Here is a 16171-nt window from a genome sequence, read left to right as displayed (position 1 = left end):
GTGACAGTGGATTCCACTCCTGACCGGACGGCGCTGCGGAGCTGGCTGCCCGGGTTCCTCGCACTGGCCGCGATCTGGGGCTCCAGCTTCCTGTTCATCAAGATCGGCATCGGCGAGCTGCATCCGCTGCACCTCACCCTCTACCGGGTCGGCGCCGGCGCGGCGACCCTGTTGGTGGTGCTCGCCGTGCTCCGCGACCGGCTGCCCGCCGAGCCCCGGGTCTGGGCGCACCTGACCGTGGTCGCCGCGTTCGGCGTGGCCGTGCCGTTCACCCTCTTCGGCTACGGCGAGCAGCGCGTCGAGTCGATGCTGGCGGGCATCTGGAACGCCACCACCCCGCTCATCGTGCTGCCGCTGGCCGTGCTGGTGTTCCGCACCGAGCGGCTCACCGCGCGCCGGGCGGTCGGGATGGCGCTGGGCTTCGCCGGGGTGCTGGTGGTGCTCGGGGTCTGGCAGGGGGTGGGCGGTGCCCACTTCACCGGGCAGCTCATGTGCCTGGGCGCGGCCGCCTGCTACGGCCTCGCGATCCCGTACCAGAAGAAGTTCGTCGCGGGCAGCGCGCACTCCGGCCTCTCGCTCTCGGCGGCGCAGCTGCTGGTCGCGGCCGCCCAGCTCGCGGTCGTCGCGCCGCTGGTGGCGGGGGCCCCGCCGGTCCCGACCAACCTCTCGGCCGAGGTGCTCGCCAGCGTGCTCGCGCTCGGCGCGCTCGGCACCGGCCTCGCCTTCGTCATCAACCTGCGCAACATCCGGGTCGCCGGGGCGAGCACCGCCTCCACCGTCACCTACCTGATCCCGGTGTTCGCGGTGCTCATCGGCGCCCTGGCCCTCGACGAGCAGCTCGCCTGGCACCAGCCGGTGGGCGCGCTCGTCGTGCTGCTCGGCGTCGCCGTCTCGCAGGGCCTGATCGGCCGCCGGCCCGCGCCCGCCGGCATCGCCGAGCCGTCCACGGCCCGTGCCCCCGAGCCGTCCGTGCCCGACGCCGCCGCCACCGTATCGGCCGCCATCGTGCCGGCCGCCACCGCGTCGGCCGATGCCGCGACCGTGCCGGCCGATGCCGTGCCGGCCGCCACCGTGCAGCCCGTTTCCTCCGGGGCGGCCGACCCGTCGGCGCCTGCCGCGCAGGCTGCCCGCTGCTGAGCGGTCCCGGCCACCACCAGGAAGGACCGTCGGGCCCCGTGCCGTCGCGGTTCCATGGACGGGGCAGCTCGACAGCGGCCGTGGCGCCATCGCCCGGGCCGCCGCCCATCGCCCGGGCCGCCGGCCAGGGCGCCGTCCGGCAGTACGGCAGCCAGGGGTCAGCCGGCGGCGTGCCCGCGGGTCCAGTCGACCAGCCGGTCGGCGTCCCACGTGTTCACCACCCGGTCGGCGGGCACCCCGCACAGGGCGGCGCGCTCACAGCCGAAGCGCTGCCAGTCGAGCTGCCCGGGGGCGTGCGCGTCGGTGTTGACGGCGAACCGGCAGCCCGCCTCCAGCGCCCGGCGGATCAGCCGCTTCGGCGGGTCCTGCCGCTCCGGCCGCGAGTTGATCTCGACGGCCACCCCGTGCTCGGCGCAGGCGGCGAAGACGGCGTCGGCGTCGAAGTCGCTCTCCGCCCGGGTACGCGGCCGGTGCGCCCGGTCGCCCGGCCCCTTCACCCCGGCGGGCCGGGACGCCACCATCCGCCCGGTGCAGTGGCCGAGGATGTCCAGGTGCGGGTTCGCGATGGCGGTCAGCATCCGCCGCGTCATCTTCGCCCGCTCGTCGTTCAGGCCGCTGTGCACCGAGCCGACCACCACGTCGAGGCGGGCCAGCAGCTCCTCCTCCTGGTCGAGCGACCCGTCGGCGAGGATGTCGACCTCGATGCCGGTCAGGATCCGGAAGCCCTCCGGCAGCGCCTCGTTGACCTTCGCCACGTGGTCGAGCTGCCGGCGCAGCCGGTCGGCGGTCAGGCCCCGGGCCACCTTCAGCCGGGGCGAGTGGTCGGTCAGCACCAGGTACTCGTGGCCCAGCTCGACCGCCGCGAGCGCCATCTCCTCGATGGGTGAGCCGCCGTCGGACCAGTCCGAGTGGGTGTGGCAGTCGCCCCGCAGCGCCGTGCGCAACGCGGTGGCCGCCTCGTCCAGGTCGGTGCCCTCCGTGGCGAGCAGCCGGCGCAGGTAGACCGGCTCCTCGCCGGCGAGCGACTCGGCCACGCAGCGGGCGGTGACGTCGCCGACCCCGGGCAGCTCGGTGAGCTTGCCGGTGCGGGCGCGCTCGGCCAGTTCCCGTCCCGGCAGCGCGGCGAGGGCCGTGGCCGCCGAGCGGAACGCCCGGACCCGGTAGGTCGCCTCGTTCGCCCGTTCCAGGAGGAAGGCGATGCGGCGCAGGTCGGCGATGGGGTCCCGGGCGCTCATGCATGGAAAATACGCCTCCGCGCCGCCGGTCGTCAGACGACCGACGGCGCGGAGACTCACCGGATCAGGAGTGCGGCAGCTTCACCAGCGACCGGTCGCCGATGCCGAGGGTGGTCGGGTTGTTGCCGATCGCCGACCAGACCTCCACCTTCACGGTGCCGTTCGACAGGTTGCCGAGGGCGCCGGTGGCGGAGTGCAGGCCGCTCTGCTGGGTGTAGCGCTCGTACCCGGGGACCGGGTCGGTGGCGAAGTAGCGGTACGTCTCCACCCGGTCCCAGCTGCCGTTGCCCGTCAGGTCGTAGGAGACCCGCACCTGCACCCCGTTGCCGACCGCGTTGCCGGCGTCGAGGAACAGGTCGAACGTGGTCTGCCCGCCGGCGTACGCCAGGTCCAGGCCCGTCGCGGTGAAGACCTGCGGGTTGGTCGGCGTGCCGTCGCGGTTCGCGCCGCCGGCGCCGGCCACCGTGGCGGTCGCCGGCCCGCCAACCGCGCCCAGCCCGCCACCGGGCAGCAGGTACCGGGTGGGGAAGTCCGCCGACGGCGGCGGGGTGGTGGGCGGCGGGGTCGTCGGCGGTGCCGTGGTGGGCGGGGCGGTCGTCGGCGGGGTGGTCGTGGGCGGCGGCGTGCCGGTGACCCCACCGGTCGCGGTGCCGCCACTCCAGGTGTACGCCCCACTGGTCGCCGTCTTCCCGGCGGGCACGGCGAGCCGGGTGCCGTCGGAGAACGTGACCGTCAGCGGCGCGGCGGTGATGTTGCTCGCCACGTAGGTGCGGACGCCGTTGCGCTGGAACACCGACGCCAGCGGGTGGTTGGCGGTGATTCCGGTGTGCACCGTGCCCAGGGCGGCGAGGTTGCGGATCCAGTGGAAGGTGTGCGCCCGGCTCTCGCCCTCCTCCGGGGTGTACCCGGGGTTCGCACGCAGCTTCGCCAGCGCCGCGTCCGGGTCGCCGAGCGCCAGGAACTGCCAGAGGATGTCCTGCCACACCGTCGGTTCCCCGCCGTTGTTGCGCACCAGTTCCTGGTAGTTAGTGCGGTTGGAGGCGGGGTGGTAGCCGAGGTAGAGGTGCCCGCCGGTCACCGGCAGCATGTTGATGCCCTGGATCATCTCCGGGTCGGCGCTGAACCAGGTGGCGTACGCGCCGCCGTCGCCCCAGACCATGCCGACCGTGGAGTGCCCGAACGCCGCCGGGTAGTTCTCGTTCGTCACGTCGAACCAGTACTCGTGGATCGCCGCGGCCTGCGTGGTGTAGATGAAGATGCCGGCGTCGCGTACGGCGGTGCTGCCGGTGGCCTGCCCCCACTGGATGAGGGCGTTGGCGAAGTTCATCCCCTCGGACGAGGACTCCTGGTTGTTGCCGGCGTGGAACGAGCCGTGCCCGGCGGCCCAGTCGTGCCCGGCGTAGATGTCGAAGTCGCGCAGGTACGGGAAGCGGTTGTCGGCGCGGTCGTAGTTGTTCGCGTCCCGGATCAGCAGGTCGATCATGCCGCCGTACTGGTCCTGCCGGGCCCAGGTGGGGTCGAACTTGGCCAGGGTGGCGGCGGCGGCGATGTAGTAGCCGTAGTGGAAGTGGTGGTCGTTGAGCTCCTGGTCGGAGCCGTAGGAGGCCGGGTAGCCGATCAGGGTTCCCCAGTTGCGGTCGTAGTGGAAGACGCCCTCGGTCTCCCCGGGGGTGGCGGTGAGCCAGTCGTTGAGCGTGCTCCGGATGGCGTTGAGCGCGGAGGTCCGGGTCTCGGCGTCGCCGACCTGGTCGGCGATCTCGGCGATCCGGGCGGCCCGGCCCAGGCCCTTGCCCGTCCAGTAGGTGTCGTTGCCGCGCTGGTCCATCGGGTTGCCCCGGACCGCGGCCAGGTGGTTGCGCAGCGTGGTCAGGTCCGCGCCGGCGCCGGTCGCGACGGCGGGGACCTCCGGCAGCACCCCGTGGAACTTCATCGAGGTGCGGAACGAGTCGACGCCGGCGAGCACCTTCATCCGGCCGCGCGCCGACGGGTAGGTGAGCGCCAGCGGGGTGGAGCCGGTCAGCGACCGCCACTGGTGCGGGTAGAGGCTGACGACCGTCCGGTTCGCCGTGCCCTCCCGGGCGGTCGTGGTGAACGCGTACGTGGTGTTGACGGTGCTGGTCGCCTGGTCGTACGCGTACGAGACCCGGGTGCCGGTGACGTGGGCGTGGGCGTACCGGCCGTAGGTGGTGGCCAGTTCGGCGCGGGACGCGGCGTCGGTGCCCGGCGTGGTGGGCAGCAGGGCGACCGAGAAGTAGCCCTTCCCGGCGAGGTTGGAGGTGATCCGGCCGCCGTTGACGGACCAGGTGGCGCCGGTGGGCGCGTACGCGACGTAGTCGTGCCCCCGGACGGTGAAGCCGATCGTGGCGCCGCTGTTCGACCAGACCGTGGCGCTGCCGCCGGTGGCGTTGATCAGCGCGTCGCCGCCGCTGGTGCGGAAGTACGCGAACGGCAGGCCGTGGCCGATGGTGGCGCGCATGGTCCGGGCGCCGTCGTTCCAGTACGGGGTGACCGTCCAGTCGGTCCAGCCGTCGACCTTGACGACCGGGGCGCCGAGCGCGGCGATGCCGACCCGGATGTCCTCGGCGTAGGTGTACTTGAACTCGCCGACGCCGGTGGCGGTGCCGCTGATCGTCGGCGTGGAGGTCGCCGACAGGCCGAGGCCGTCGCCGAAGGGCTGGTAGGAGACCGGGTGGGCGTGCAGCGGCTCGCTGTAGGAGCAGTTGGTCCGCTTCCACAGCAGCGAGGACCACCAGTCGTTGGTGGGGATCGGCCCGGCGGGCGCGTCGGCGGTGGCGAACTGCCGGGGGTTGGTGGTCATGTCTCCGCAGCCGGTGGGCAGGGGGCCCACGCGGTCGGTGGTGTAGCTGCCGGCGCCGACGGTGGCGGCCTGGGCGGGGGTGGTGGTGACGACGGCGAGGCCGCCGAGGGCGAGGGCCAGGGCGGAGGTGGCCGCCACGACCCAGGTGCGGCGTGTCGCGGGAGGTGTCACAGTGCCTCCGGTCGGGGAGCGCCGGTCGGGGACGGGCGCGTTCTGCGTGCGAATTGTGCGGAAAGTTGCCTCAGAGAGCGCTCTCTTGGGACCGGACGCTAGCCCAGCATCGAGACTTCCGTCAATGTTTCCCGCCGATGAAGCGCTGATGACGACAAACCGGAGCGGGCGTCAGCCGGTCGGCGGCGCCTTCGGGCAGCCGTGCCGGCGGTGCCAGGCGGCCACCTCGGCGGCCGGTTCCTTGTTGCCCTTGCGCCGCCACGAGTTCAGGTAGGGCGCCGGCCAGACCACGCCCCGGCGGATCCACCAGCCGTCCCGCCCGGTGCACGGCGGGGAGATGCCGAAGTGCAGGTGACAGACGTTGTTCGCGTTGCCGGTCCGGCCCACCTCGCCGAGTCGCTGCCCGGCGCGCACCCGCACCCCGGCGTCGATCCCATCGGCGACGCGGCGCAGGTGCGAGCCGTAGTAGCGCACCCCGTCGTCGCCGAGCAGCGACACCGACAGCCCGCCGTTGTGCGGCCCCCGGGGCCCGCGCCTGTCGAACCGGTCGACCCGGCTGACCTCCAGCAGCACGCCGTCGGTCACCGCCACGACCGGCTCGCCGCAGTCGGCGAAGATGTCCGTCCCCGGGTAGGCCGAGTGGGTCGGGTGGTAGGCGACGTCCGCCGCGCGTACCGGGAAGACGTGCGGCAGCCCGGCGCGGGTCGGCGCGGTCGACGGGCCGCTCGGGGCGACGGCGGTCGGGATGCCGGCGCCGGTCGGGGTCGCGGCCGGGGACGCCGGCTGCCCGGCCGTCGCCGGCAGGCTCGGGCGCGGGTCGCCGGGTGCCGTCCCGGGCCGGGTCGTCGCGCAGCCGGCGGCCAGCACCGGCACGAGCACCAGCAGGACCGGGAACGCCGGGCGCACGCGGCGTCCGATCGTCGGCGAGGGCATCCGGTCATCCTGACAGAGTCGGTACGGTGGGACGAGGCGCACGGCGGAGGGAGGGGTCGATGACGACCGGACGGTACGCCTTCCCGCCCGAGCCGGACGCCGGGTTCCGGCCCGCGCCACGGGTCCCCTCCGGGCTCTTCCCCTCCGGCCCGCCGTCGCAGCCCACCTACCGCGAACCGCACCCGGTCACCGGGGCGGGCGTCGCGTCCGGCGCCGCCGTGGCGGCCGTGTGGCTGGTCCTGTTCGGCCTGCTCGGCCGCGGCGTCGCCGGATACGCCTGGTGGACGCTGCTGGCCGGCGGGCTGGCCTGGCTGGTGGCGCTGCTGCTGGTCCGCGCGGGCGACCGGGGTGTGGCGACCGGGATCGCGATCGTCACCGCCGGCGGGTGGAGCATCGCCGCCGCGATCGTGGCGACGCGGTGGGCGTCGAGTGGGGACTGGCCGCTCTGGTGACCCCTGGTCCCGGCCGGCAGCGGCGGGTCCCGGCGGGTCCCGGCTGCGCTGCGTCGCGGGCCGGCTGCGCAGCGAATCCCGTCTTGACGTGGCCGCCGGAACTCGGCACCCTCGGCGTCATGGCCTGGATCACTCCGCGGCTCGATCCCGAGCGCAGCCGCCGTCGCCAGCAGCTCCTCGCCGAGTTGGCGGGCGCCCGGGCGGTGCGCCAGCGCGTACGGCCCGGACGGGTGCGCACCGAGCGGCTGCGGGAGCTGATCGCCACCCGCCGACGGGTCGCCGGCTGACGGCCGGCAGACTTTCCCCAGGATCGACCGGCCCTTCGGGGCGTTGACCGGTCGCCTGCCGACCCGACCGGCTAACGTGCACGCGTAACGGGTCGGCCTGCCGAGGCTATTTTGGGGGAACCGTGTCGTACTTCGCTGCGGCCGTCGTGCGTGACGACAGCGGTTGGACGGCCGCCGAGGTGAACCTGCGGGGCGTCACCGACATCGAGGACGTCGCCGACCGGCTGCGCGACGTCGACCAGGACGCGGACCTGTCGCTGCTCTTCGTCGAGGCCGACGACGCGTACCTGGTGATCATGCGCCTGGACGAGGGGGAGGACCTGCGGGTCTTCGGCTCCGACTCGGCCTACGCGGAGGAGTCCCGGCTGGGCGCCCTGCTGGTCGGTGACCTGAAGACCTCGGTGACGGGGCTGGACGACACCGAGGAGCCGCGCCCCTCCGGCAGCGGCGACGACGACACCGAGCAGCCCGCCGTCGACCCCGAGGCCGACCCGGTCGGCGAGGCCGACCTCCTGGCCGATCTGGGCATCTCCGCGCAGAAGCTGCTCAACCTCTGCGCGCGGGAGGGCATGATGCCGGCCGACGTCACCGCCGAGGTCTGCCAGGTGCTCGGCTGCACCGACGACGTCGAGGAGCTGCGTGAGGTCTGAGTCGGCCGGGCCGGGGCGGGCCGGGGCGGGCGGCGCCGAGCCGGCCGACGCCACCGATCCGGCGCTGGGCACCGTACGCCCCGGGCAGCCGACCCCGGGCTCGGCGGGCCGGGCCGGGCCCGGCGCCCACGAGGGGCTGGCCGACCCGGACGGCGCCGGCCGGCGGCAGCGCCACGAGCTGTGGATGCGCCGGGCCCTGGAGGTCGCCGTGACCGGCCCGGACGCCCCCGCCGGCGCGGACGGCGACGCCGTCGACGACATCCCGGTCGGGGCCGTGCTCTTCGGGCCGGACGGCACCGAGCTGGCGATCGGGCGCAACGAGCGGGAACTGACCGGCGACCCGACCGCGCACGCCGAGGTGCTGGCCCTGCGCCGGGCGGCCGGACGGCTGGGCCGCTGGCGGCTCGACGACTGCACCCTGGTCGTCACCCTGGAGCCCTGCACGATGTGCGCGGGCGCGCTCGTGCTGGCCCGGGTCTCCACCGTGGTCTTCGGCGCCTGGGAGCCCAAGACCGGGGCGGCCGGCTCGCTGTGGGACGTGCTGCGCGACCGCCGGCTCAACCACCGGCCGGAGGTCTACGGCGGGGTCCTGGAGTCGGAGAGCGCCGCGATCCTGCGCGCGTTCTTCCGCTGACCGTTCGTGTGGTCCTGGCGGGACCGTGATCACGTGACCGCCCCGCCGTCCGGAGGACGACGGGGCGGCGGGCGGACGGAACTCAGGCGACGATCGTGTCCAGGGCGATCTCGACCATCTGGCTGAAGGTCTGCTCACGCTCCTCGGAGGTGGTCTTCTCGCCGGTCTTGATGTGGTCGCTGACGGTCAGCAGGGTCAGGGCGCGGGCCTTGAACCGGGCCGCGATCGTGTAGAGCGCCGCCGACTCCATCTCCACCGCCAGCACGCCGTAGTCGGCGAGGGCGTCGTAGAGGTCCGGGCGGTCGGTGTAGAAGGCGTCCGCCGCCAGGATCGGCCCGACCCGCATCGCGATGCCGCGCCGCTCGGCCACCTCCACCGACGTACGCAGCAGCCCGAAGTCGGCCACCGGGGCGTAGTCGATCAGCCCGTCGAAGCGCATCCGGTTCATGTTCGAGTCGGTGGACGAGCCGATGGCGGCGATCACGTCGCGCAGCCGCAGGTCCTCGCTCAGGGCCCCGCAGGAGCCGACCCGGATCAGGCTCTTCACGCCGTATTCGTTGACCAGCTCGTGGGCGTAGATGGAGGCGGAGGGCATGCCCATGCCGGAGCCCTGGACGGAGACCTCGACGCCGTTGTGGCGGCCGGTGAAGCCCAGCATGCCCCGGACCGTCGAGTAGCACCGCGCGCCCTCGAGGTAGGTCTCCGCGATCCACTTGGCCCGCAGCGGGTCGCCCGGCATCAGGACCCGCTCGGCGATCTCTCCCGGCTTCGCGCCGATGTGCGTACTCATGGCAAGGATCCTGCCAGGCCACCCCGGGGCGTACCGGTTCGGCGTCCGAACCCGGGGTCATGTACCCTTCTCGGCGGTGGCGTGTCCGAGTGGCCTAAGGAGCACGCCTCGAAAGCGTGTGAGGGTTTACGCCCTCCGCGGGTTCAAATCCCGCCGCCACCGCTCATGAACAGGCGAAACGCCCGGTCGATCCGCAAGGATCGGCCGGGCGTTCCGCTTGTGGTCCCCACGCCTCCTGGCGGCGTCGATCATGCAGTTGTGGTGCCCCGCGAAAGGGGCGGACAAGCATCTGTTCCCCACCACAAGTGCATGATCGTCCTATGCGCGGGTGGGGCGGTCAGCGGCGGGTTAGTTCCTTCTCCAGGCGGGTTATGAGGGTCTTGCGGGACTTGCCGTCGCGTTCGCGGCGCAGGGCCGACTTCAGTTGGCCCTTGTCGAGGTCGCGGACGAGCTTGGCCGCCTCGGCGACCGGCAGTTCCGACAACTGCTCGGCAGACGTGGCGTTGCGTCGTGCTCGCTTGGCCGGTCCGGTGTTGGCGACGTACTGCCTGCCGGACCTCGACTCCTTCCGCTTCTTGGCGTCGGTCGCCCGCCTCTCCTTCTCGGAGAGCTCCTTCCAGGCCTGCTCGGGCAGGTAGCGACTCGTCTCGTCGCCGTGCCGCGCCCGGGTGTCGCCCTCCTTGGTCTGCCAGTGCTCGCCGCCCCAGCGCTGCAGGGACTTCTGCCGCTCGTCCTTCGGGCCGACGAAGCCCCCGCCGCGCCTCTTGTACTCCTGGGTGACCAACTGCGACTTGCGCGCCGACCACTGCCCCGGCCGGCCGCCCTTGTCGGAGGCCTTGATCTCTTCCTTGACCTGTTCCCTGAGCTCGGGCTTCGTGTACCGCGCCATGCCGGCGGTTACCCGGCTCCGCGGGCCTCATGCTTCCGTCGCCGGCCCGGGGCGGCCGGGCGGGCGTCGGGGCTCAGCAGGGGCTGTGGCCCTCGTCGAAGAGGCGCTGGGCCCAGTCGGCGTACCCGGCGATGATCTTCTTCACCGCCCGCCCGTCGTGCAGGAAGAGGTACGCCCGGTCGCCCTGCCGGGCGAGCAGCCCGTCGAGCCGGTACGTCCCCTGTGGAGCGTCGAGATCCCGGGCGGAGGGGTAGCGGGTGCGTACCTCCTCCACCGGCATGCCGGCGGTGACCCCCTGCGGGGTGCGGGTCGCCTCGCCGAGCCAGAGCAGCACCAGCCGGTCGTCGACGAAGATCGGGCTGGTCGTGTCGTACCCTGCGAGCGCCGGACCGCAGGCGTCGACGTCGGTGCGCAGGATGCCCCGCCGGGTCAGCTCGTCCTCGGTGTCGCCGAACTCGACGTCGCGCAGGCCGTTGAGGTCGACCACCTCGACGGCCCCGACGGGTCGGCCGTCCAAGTCGCGCGCCGGCGGATGCGCGCCGCTTCCCGATACCCAGGCAGCCGTCGTCAGCGCGGCGATAAAGCCAAATTGTCGCAATTTCATGGAATCCCCCAGTCCCCAACGGGACCGGGGCGCTCAGGTTGCTGCCCGCCCGCAGATTGCCGGCTTTCCCACTCCTCGGCCAGCTCGTCCCAGTAGTCGGCGCTCAGTCGTCGACGCCCGTGCGCCAGCCAGCCGGCGGTGCTCCGCTCGACGTGCAGGCCCAGCTCGGCGAACAGGTCGATCCACGCGCCCGGTTCCGCCCCGAGCCGGGCGAGCGCCGCGTTCAGCGGCCACCCGGCGCGCGGCCCGTCGAAGAGGCGGTCGAAGGCCGGACCCCAGCTCACCCGGCCGCCGAGCCACACCGCCGCAGCCTGGTAGCCGGCGCCGTCGGCGAACTCCGCCTCCAGGTACGCCACCGGACCCGACCGCGACCACCGCGCGAGGGCCTCGGCGAGGGGCGGCGAGAGCGTCAGGTGGAACGGCTCCTCCGGCGACCGTTCCGCCACCGAGAAGTCGGGCAGCGTGCCGGTCAGCTCCTCGACCAGTTGCGGGGTGACCGGCAGCAGCGCGAAGTCCTGGCGCAGCTCGCCCAGCACCGCGTGGTCGAGGTCGGCGGTCTGCTCGCGGAGCAGCTCGGCGTCCGCGACGACCGCGCTGAGCTGGTAAGCCATTCGAGCCCTCCGCCGTCCACAGCCTGTGGATGGAACATGTGTACGACGGATCCGGCTCCGCCGCCCTCCGCACCGTACCGAATCGTCCCCTCCCGGCACCGCCCCGCGATTTCGTGCTGTCGACCCCGTTCGGGGCGAACTGCGGCCTTCGCCCGAAGGGCGCGGAGCCGGAGCGCAGCACCAGCCATGACGGCCGGACCGGCCGGCGTCCGGACCGCACCCGGCGTCCGGGCCGCACCCGGCAGGCGTGGCCGACGGGTGCGGCCGGACGGGCGGGGTCGAGTGGAACACCACGGGTGTATCCGACGCTGGGAGACACGCGTGGTGTTCCACTCGCGCCCGCGCCGGGGCGGCCTGCTCCGCCCGGCGGTCAGAGCAGCAGGTTGACCAGGGCGGCGAGCCCGACCACCACGATGATGGCGCGCAGCGCCACCGGCGGTAGCCGGCGGCCCCACCGGCCGCCGATCAGGCCACCCGCCACGGAACCGGCCGCGATCAGCAGCGCCGGCAGCCACGCCACGCTCCCCACCACGACGAAGAGGATCGCCGCGACCCCGTTCACCAGGCCGGCGAGCACGTTCTTCACCCCGTTGACCCAGCGCAGGTCGGCCGAGAGCAGCACCCCGAGCAGCCCCAGCAGCAGCACCCCCTGGGCGGCGCCGAAGTAGCCGCCGTACACCCCCGTGCCGAAGACGCCGAGCAGCAGCAGCGGCCCCACCCGCCGTACCGCCTGACCGTCGGCCGACGACGCGGCCGCGCCGTCGGCGACCGGCCGTCGGTGGGCCAACGCCCGCGCCAGTCGCGGCTGCACCACCACGAGCACCAGCGCCAGGATGATCAGCGCCGGCACGATGGCCCGGAACGCGCTGGGCGGCAGGAGCAGCAGCAGTACGCCGCCGGTGACCCCGCCGAGCACGGCGGCGACGCCCAGGCGGGCCAGCAGCCGACCGTGCCCGGCCAGTTCCCGGCGATAGGCGTACGCCGCGGTGAACGACCCCGGCACCAGCCCGACGGTGTTCGACACGTTCGCCACCACCGGCGGGTAGCCGAAGGAGAGCAGGACGGGGAAGGTCACCAGCGTGCCCGAGCCCACCACGGCGTTGATGGCCCCCGCCGCGACCCCGGCGGCCAGCACGGCCAGCCCCTCAACGACGTCCAGCGTTGCGTTCACTCGTGTCCGCGCTCTCCCCGGGCCGGTCGCCGCCCGCAGGTCGCCGCCGCCCGGTTGTCTCGCTGCCGGTTGCGGCTGTCAGCGTAGGGTCCGGGGCCTGCCCCTCGGTCGGGGTGCGGCGGGGATCACGCCCGCGACTCAGCCGTCCCTGCGCTCGACGATCAGCGCGGCGGCGCAGTACAGCGCCATCGCGGCGGCCCCGCAGCCGGCGACGATCTCCAGCGGTCGGTCGAATCCGGACAACACCTGCGCGAGGAACGTGCCGGACATGGCGGCCAGCAGCGTCCAGAGCTGCCAGCGTGGCATCCTGCCCAAGTCGGCGCTCCTCCTGGTGCCGGCCGGCGAGGTCGATCAACGGTGGACGGACCACCGGTGGGCATCGACGTGTGCCCGGCGAGCGTAGCCAGCGGGCCGCCGTGACGCCGGGCGCGGAGGCGGCGCCACGGACGCAGCAGGCCCCCTCCGCGTGCGGGCGACGGTGTGGCGAACGAGACCAGGACGACGGCGGAGACGGTACGAGGGCCGGCCCCGATGGGGTCGACCCTCGCGTTCGTGCTGCTCAGCGAGCGGAGGATACGAGATTCGAACTCGTGAGGGTGTAAACCCAACACGCTTTCCAAGCGTGCGCCCTAGGCCTCTAGGCGAATCCTCCGCAGACGAGGATACAGGTCCCCGGCGGGTGGGCCACCCCACCACCCCCTGAAGATCGACGCGGCGTCGGGTAGGGTTGGCGGTACCTCCCGTGCGGCGGTATCTCGTGAACCTCCCCAGGGCCGGAAGGCAGCAAGGATAAGCGGGCTCTGCCGGGTGCACGGGAGGCCTTTTTGTCTCCGGGTCCCGGTAACGTCCCTGCGGGCCGGGTCACGGGGTGGTGGGTGGTCACCCGCGCCCGACCGGCGCAGAATGGCTCGGTCGAGAGGAGGCGGGACGAGTGGCACTGGCGCTCTACCGCAAGTACCGGCCGCGTACCTTCGCCGAGGTCATCGGGCAGGAACACGTCACCGAGCCGCTGTCGCAGGCGCTGCGCAGCGGGCGGCTCAACCATGCCTACCTCTTCTCCGGCCCACGTGGCTGCGGCAAGACCTCCAGCGCCCGGATCCTGGCCCGCTCGCTCAACTGCGAGCAGGGCCCCACCCCGGAGCCGTGCGGACAGTGCGACTCGTGCCGCGAGCTGGCCACCGACGGCGGCTCGATCGACGTGCTGGAGATCGACGCGGCCAGCCACGGCGGCGTCGACGACGCCCGCGAGCTGCGCGAGAAGGCGATCTTCGCGCCCGCCAAGAGCCGCTTCAAGATCTACGTCATCGACGAGGCGCACATGGTCTCGTCGGCCGGCTTCAACGCCCTGCTCAAGCTGGTCGAGGAGCCGCCGGAGTACGTCAAGTTCATCTTCGCGACCACCGAGCCGGAGAAGGTCCTCGGCACGATCAAGTCGCGGACCCACCACTACCCGTTCCGGCTGATCCCGCCGAAGGTGCTGCGGCCCTACCTGGAGCAGCTCTGCGAGGCCGAGGGCGTCGCCGTCGAGCCGGCGGTCTTCCCGCTGGTGGTGCGCGCCGGCGGCGGCAGCGCCCGGGACAGCCTCTCCGTGCTCGACCAGCTCATCGCCGGGGCCGGGCCGGAGGGGGTCACCTACTCCCGGGCCGCCGCCCTGCTCGGCGTGACCGACGCCGCCCTCATCGACGAGATGTGCGACGCGCTGGCGGCCGGGGACGGCGCGACGGTGTACGCGACCGTCGACCGGGTCGCCGAGGCCGGGCACGACGCGCGCCGGTTCGCCTCCGACCTGCTGGAGCGGCTGCGCGACCTGATCGTGCTCCAGCAGGTGCCCGACGCCGCCGCCAAGGGCCTGATCGACGGCCCGGCCGACCAGATCGAGCGGATGGCCGCCCAAGCCCAGCGGCTCGGCCCGGCCACGCTGTCCCGCTGCGCCGACATCGTGCACAACGGCCTGGTGGAGATGCGCGGCACCACCGCGCCCCGGCTGCTGCTGGAGCTGATCTGCGCCCGGATGTTGCTGCCCGGGGCCGACGACTCCACCGGCGGCCTGCTCCAGCGCCTCGAACGCATGGAGCGCCGGCTCACCCTCGCCGGCACCGACGCGCCGCCGGCCGCCGCCGGTCCCGCGCCGGTCGCCGCCCCCGCTGCCGTACGCCCCGAGCCCGTCCCCGCCACGGCCGCGGCTGACCCGGTGCCCGCCGGCCCGCCCGCGGCTGCCGGCGCTCCGTCCGGTGCCGCGGCCGCCCGCGCCGCGGCTCTGGCTGCCACCGGTTCCACGGCTGCCACCGGTTCCCGGGCGGCGCAGGCCGCCCCGGGTGCCGCCGAACCGGTGGGTGCGACCGCCGGTGGCCCGCCCGCCGACGTTCCCGCCCGCCGCCAGGTGCCACCCTCGGCGGTGATGCCCGACCCGGCCACCCCCGCCCCGCCCCGCCCCGGCGCGGCTGCGGCGGGCACCCTGGACGCCGTCGCGGTGCGCCGGGTCTGGTCGGACATCGTCGCGAAGGTCAACCGGATCAAGAAGCCGGCCGCCGCGCTGATGCGCGACGCGGTGGTCCGCGACGTGGACGGCGACACCCTGGTGCTGACCGTCAAGTCGCCGGTGCTCGCGCAGATGATGGGCAACCACACGTCGGTGCTGGCCGAGGTGCTGTACGAGGAGTTCGGCGGACGCTGGCAGATCCGCTGCGAGGTGGCCGGCGAGCGCGGTGGCGCGTCGCCCGGTGGCTCGTCCCGGTCCGCGGCTCCGGCCCGCCCGGCACCCCCGCCGCCGGCAGCCCCCGCCCACCAGGATCCGAGCGGCCCGAGCGGTGCCGGCCCGAGCGGTGGCGGTGCTGGCGGCACTGGCCCGAGCGGCGCCGGTCCGGGCGGTGGCCGCCCGAGCGGTGGCGGCGCTGGTCCGAGCGGTGGTGGCCCCGACGGCCGGGGTGGTCCGGCCGGCGGGCTGCCCGTCGGCGGTCCGAACCGCGTGGCCGGTGGCGCTCCGCGCGGCGCACCCCCCGGCGGCGCCCCGAGCCCGGGCGGCTCCGAAGGCGGCGCCTCGAACGGCGGCGCCTCGAACGGCGGCGCCTCGAACGGCGGCGCCTCGAACGGCGGCAGCTCGAATGGCGGCGCCTCGAACGGCACTGGCCCGAACGGCACTGGCCCGAACGGCGGCGTGACCGGCGCGTCCGGTGGCGCGACCGATGACGAGGACTGGCCGGAGCCCGCCAGGCCGGGTGGTCTCGCGACCACTGCCGGCGGCGAGGACGACTGGCCCGAGCCGGCCCGACCGGGTGGCGCGTCGGGCACCGGCGCGCCGACCAGCGGCACGGCAGCGGCCGCCCCGACGGCCACCGGAATGCCGGGCGCCGCGTCGGCTGCCGGACCGGCGGGCACCGCCACGGCGACGGCGAGCGCCGTACCGAAGTCGGCGGCGCCGCAGCCGGCCGCGCCCGCCGGCCCCCCGGTGAGCAGCGCGATCGCGGCGGCGCGGGCGGCTGCGGCGGGACGTGGTCCGCGTACCGGGCAGGCGGCCCGGAAGACCGCGGACGCCGACTGGGCCGGCGAGCCGCCGTACGACCCGGACTTCGACGGCCCGGTGCGCGGCGGTGGGGGACGGCCCGGCGGCAGCCAGCCGGCGGCCCCGAACTTCGAGGGCTTCGATCCGGGCGACGAGCCGCTGGACGAGGTCATCGACGAGCAGACCGCGCGGGAGTCCAGCGAGGAGCAGGCGGTGCGGCTGCTGCGCGAGGCCTTCGGCGCCGAGAAGATCGACGAGGTGGACGCCCGCTGACCCGCTGCGGCGGATCT

At 74.3% G+C, this 16171-nt stretch carries 15 protein-coding genes, 2 tRNA genes and 1 other RNA gene; 8 read left to right on the top strand and 10 right to left on the bottom strand.

The features are described 5' to 3' along the window. The gene (locus tag V6U77_RS01945) at positions 1 to 1137 is read left to right on the top strand and encodes a DMT family transporter (RefSeq protein ID WP_334604342.1); all 1137 of its coding nucleotides are present in this window, start codon (positions 1 to 3) and stop codon (positions 1135 to 1137) included. A gap of 158 nt (positions 1138 to 1295) precedes the next feature. On the opposite strand, the gene V6U77_RS01940 is transcribed toward V6U77_RS01945, so the two are convergent. The 3 genes from V6U77_RS01940 to V6U77_RS01930 form a co-directional block, all read right to left on the bottom strand. After that, the gene (locus V6U77_RS01940) at positions 1296 to 2372 is read right to left on the bottom strand and encodes a PHP domain-containing protein (RefSeq protein WP_334604341.1); all 1077 of its coding nucleotides are present in this window, start codon (positions 2370 to 2372) and stop codon (positions 1296 to 1298) included. A gap of 64 nt (positions 2373 to 2436) precedes the next feature. Next, positions 2437 to 5361: a glycosyl hydrolase gene (locus tag V6U77_RS01935; RefSeq protein ID WP_334604340.1), complete on the bottom strand. Its 2925-nt coding sequence runs from the start codon at positions 5359 to 5361 to the stop codon at positions 2437 to 2439. 171 nt (positions 5362 to 5532) lie between these two features. Further along, positions 5533 to 6294, bottom strand: coding sequence for a M23 family metallopeptidase (locus V6U77_RS01930; protein ID WP_334604339.1), 762 nt, complete (start codon positions 6292 to 6294; stop codon positions 5533 to 5535). 59 nt (positions 6295 to 6353) lie between these two features. On the opposite strand from V6U77_RS01930, the gene V6U77_RS01925 reads away from it, so the two are divergent. The 4 genes from V6U77_RS01925 (at position 6354) to V6U77_RS01910 (ending at position 8317) form a co-directional block, all read left to right on the top strand. Continuing rightward, positions 6354 to 6746, top strand: coding sequence for a hypothetical protein (locus tag V6U77_RS01925; RefSeq protein WP_334604338.1), 393 nt, complete (start codon positions 6354 to 6356; stop codon positions 6744 to 6746). A 119-nt stretch (positions 6747 to 6865) separates the two neighbouring features. Then, a complete protein-coding gene (locus V6U77_RS01920; protein WP_334604337.1) occupies positions 6866 to 7033 on the top strand; it encodes a hypothetical protein in 168 nt (55 codons plus the stop codon). 122 nt (positions 7034 to 7155) lie between these two features. Further along, positions 7156 to 7683, top strand: coding sequence for a tRNA adenosine deaminase-associated protein (locus V6U77_RS01915; RefSeq protein ID WP_334604336.1), 528 nt, complete (start codon positions 7156 to 7158; stop codon positions 7681 to 7683). Between the two features lie 184 nt (positions 7684 to 7867). Then, a complete protein-coding gene (locus V6U77_RS01910) occupies positions 7868 to 8317 on the top strand; it encodes a nucleoside deaminase (RefSeq protein WP_334604359.1) in 450 nt (149 codons plus the stop codon). 82 nt (positions 8318 to 8399) lie between these two features. Here V6U77_RS01910 and deoD read toward each other — a convergent pair whose 3' ends face one another. Then, entirely contained in the window at positions 8400 to 9107 is a 708-nt protein-coding gene (gene deoD, locus V6U77_RS01905) for a purine-nucleoside phosphorylase (RefSeq protein WP_334604335.1), read from the bottom strand. 75 nt (positions 9108 to 9182) lie between these two features. Here deoD and V6U77_RS01900 point away from each other — a divergent pair. Next, positions 9183 to 9269: transfer RNA gene (locus V6U77_RS01900), tRNA-Ser, on the top strand. 175 nt (positions 9270 to 9444) lie between these two features. Here V6U77_RS01900 and V6U77_RS01895 read toward each other — a convergent pair. The 6 genes from V6U77_RS01895 to V6U77_RS01870 form a co-directional block, all read right to left on the bottom strand. Beyond that, positions 9445 to 9996 carry a DUF5872 domain-containing protein gene (locus tag V6U77_RS01895; RefSeq protein ID WP_132238439.1) on the bottom strand — a complete coding sequence of 184 codons (552 nt, stop codon included), beginning with the start codon at positions 9994 to 9996 and terminating at the stop codon, positions 9445 to 9447. A 73-nt stretch (positions 9997 to 10069) separates the two neighbouring features. Beyond that, positions 10070 to 10600 carry a hypothetical protein gene (locus tag V6U77_RS01890; RefSeq protein ID WP_334604334.1) on the bottom strand — a complete coding sequence of 177 codons (531 nt, stop codon included), beginning with the start codon at positions 10598 to 10600 and terminating at the stop codon, positions 10070 to 10072. After that, positions 10597 to 11211, bottom strand: coding sequence for a hypothetical protein (locus tag V6U77_RS01885; protein WP_334604333.1), 615 nt, complete (start codon positions 11209 to 11211; stop codon positions 10597 to 10599). Before V6U77_RS01885 ends, V6U77_RS01890 begins: the two co-directional genes overlap by 4 nt. Positions 11212 to 11581: 370 nt before the next feature. Continuing rightward, positions 11582 to 12382 carry a sulfite exporter TauE/SafE family protein gene (locus tag V6U77_RS01880; RefSeq protein WP_334604332.1) on the bottom strand — a complete coding sequence of 267 codons (801 nt, stop codon included), beginning with the start codon at positions 12380 to 12382 and terminating at the stop codon, positions 11582 to 11584. A gap of 138 nt (positions 12383 to 12520) precedes the next feature. Beyond that, positions 12521 to 12697: a hypothetical protein gene (locus tag V6U77_RS01875; protein WP_334604331.1), complete on the bottom strand. Its 177-nt coding sequence runs from the start codon at positions 12695 to 12697 to the stop codon at positions 12521 to 12523. Between the two features lie 252 nt (positions 12698 to 12949). Beyond that, positions 12950 to 13034, bottom strand: a tRNA-Ser gene (locus tag V6U77_RS01870). An 82-nt stretch (positions 13035 to 13116) separates the two neighbouring features. Here V6U77_RS01870 and ffs point away from each other — a divergent pair. Together ffs and V6U77_RS01860 are read left to right on the top strand one after the other, a co-directional pair. Next, positions 13117 to 13206, top strand: an RNA gene (gene ffs / locus V6U77_RS01865) — signal recognition particle sRNA small type. A gap of 107 nt (positions 13207 to 13313) precedes the next feature. Further along, on the top strand, positions 13314 to 16154 hold the full coding sequence (locus V6U77_RS01860; RefSeq protein WP_334604330.1) for a DNA polymerase III subunit gamma and tau: 2841 nt from the start codon (positions 13314 to 13316) through the stop codon (positions 16152 to 16154). Positions 16155 to 16171: the final 17 nt, after the last annotated feature.

The organism is Micromonospora sp. CPCC 205546 (assembly GCF_036902715.1).
Taxonomy (GTDB): domain Bacteria; phylum Actinomycetota; class Actinomycetes; order Mycobacteriales; family Micromonosporaceae; genus Micromonospora.
This window is presented reverse-complemented; position numbering and strand designations above follow the sequence as displayed.

Excerpts from the sequence above, each read along its gene's own strand:
- deoD (WP_334604335.1), bottom strand. The coding sequence starts at position 9,107 with ATGAGTACGCACATCGGCGCGAAGCCGGGAGAGATCGCCGAGCGGGTC.
- V6U77_RS01925 (WP_334604338.1), top strand. The coding sequence starts at position 6,354 with ATGACGACCGGACGGTACGCCTTCCCGCCCGAGCCGGACGCCGGGTTC.
- V6U77_RS01930 (WP_334604339.1), bottom strand. The coding sequence starts at position 6,294 with ATGCCCTCGCCGACGATCGGACGCCGCGTGCGCCCGGCGTTCCCGGTC.
- V6U77_RS01920 (WP_334604337.1), top strand. The coding sequence starts at position 6,866 with ATGGCCTGGATCACTCCGCGGCTCGATCCCGAGCGCAGCCGCCGTCGC.
- V6U77_RS01890 (WP_334604334.1), bottom strand. The coding sequence starts at position 10,600 with ATGAAATTGCGACAATTTGGCTTTATCGCCGCGCTGACGACGGCTGCC.
- V6U77_RS01895 (WP_132238439.1), bottom strand. The coding sequence starts at position 9,996 with ATGGCGCGGTACACGAAGCCCGAGCTCAGGGAACAGGTCAAGGAAGAG.
- V6U77_RS01940 (WP_334604341.1), bottom strand. The coding sequence starts at position 2,372 with ATGAGCGCCCGGGACCCCATCGCCGACCTGCGCCGCATCGCCTTCCTC.
- V6U77_RS01885 (WP_334604333.1), bottom strand. The coding sequence starts at position 11,211 with ATGGCTTACCAGCTCAGCGCGGTCGTCGCGGACGCCGAGCTGCTCCGC.
- V6U77_RS01910 (WP_334604359.1), top strand. The coding sequence starts at position 7,868 with ATGCGCCGGGCCCTGGAGGTCGCCGTGACCGGCCCGGACGCCCCCGCC.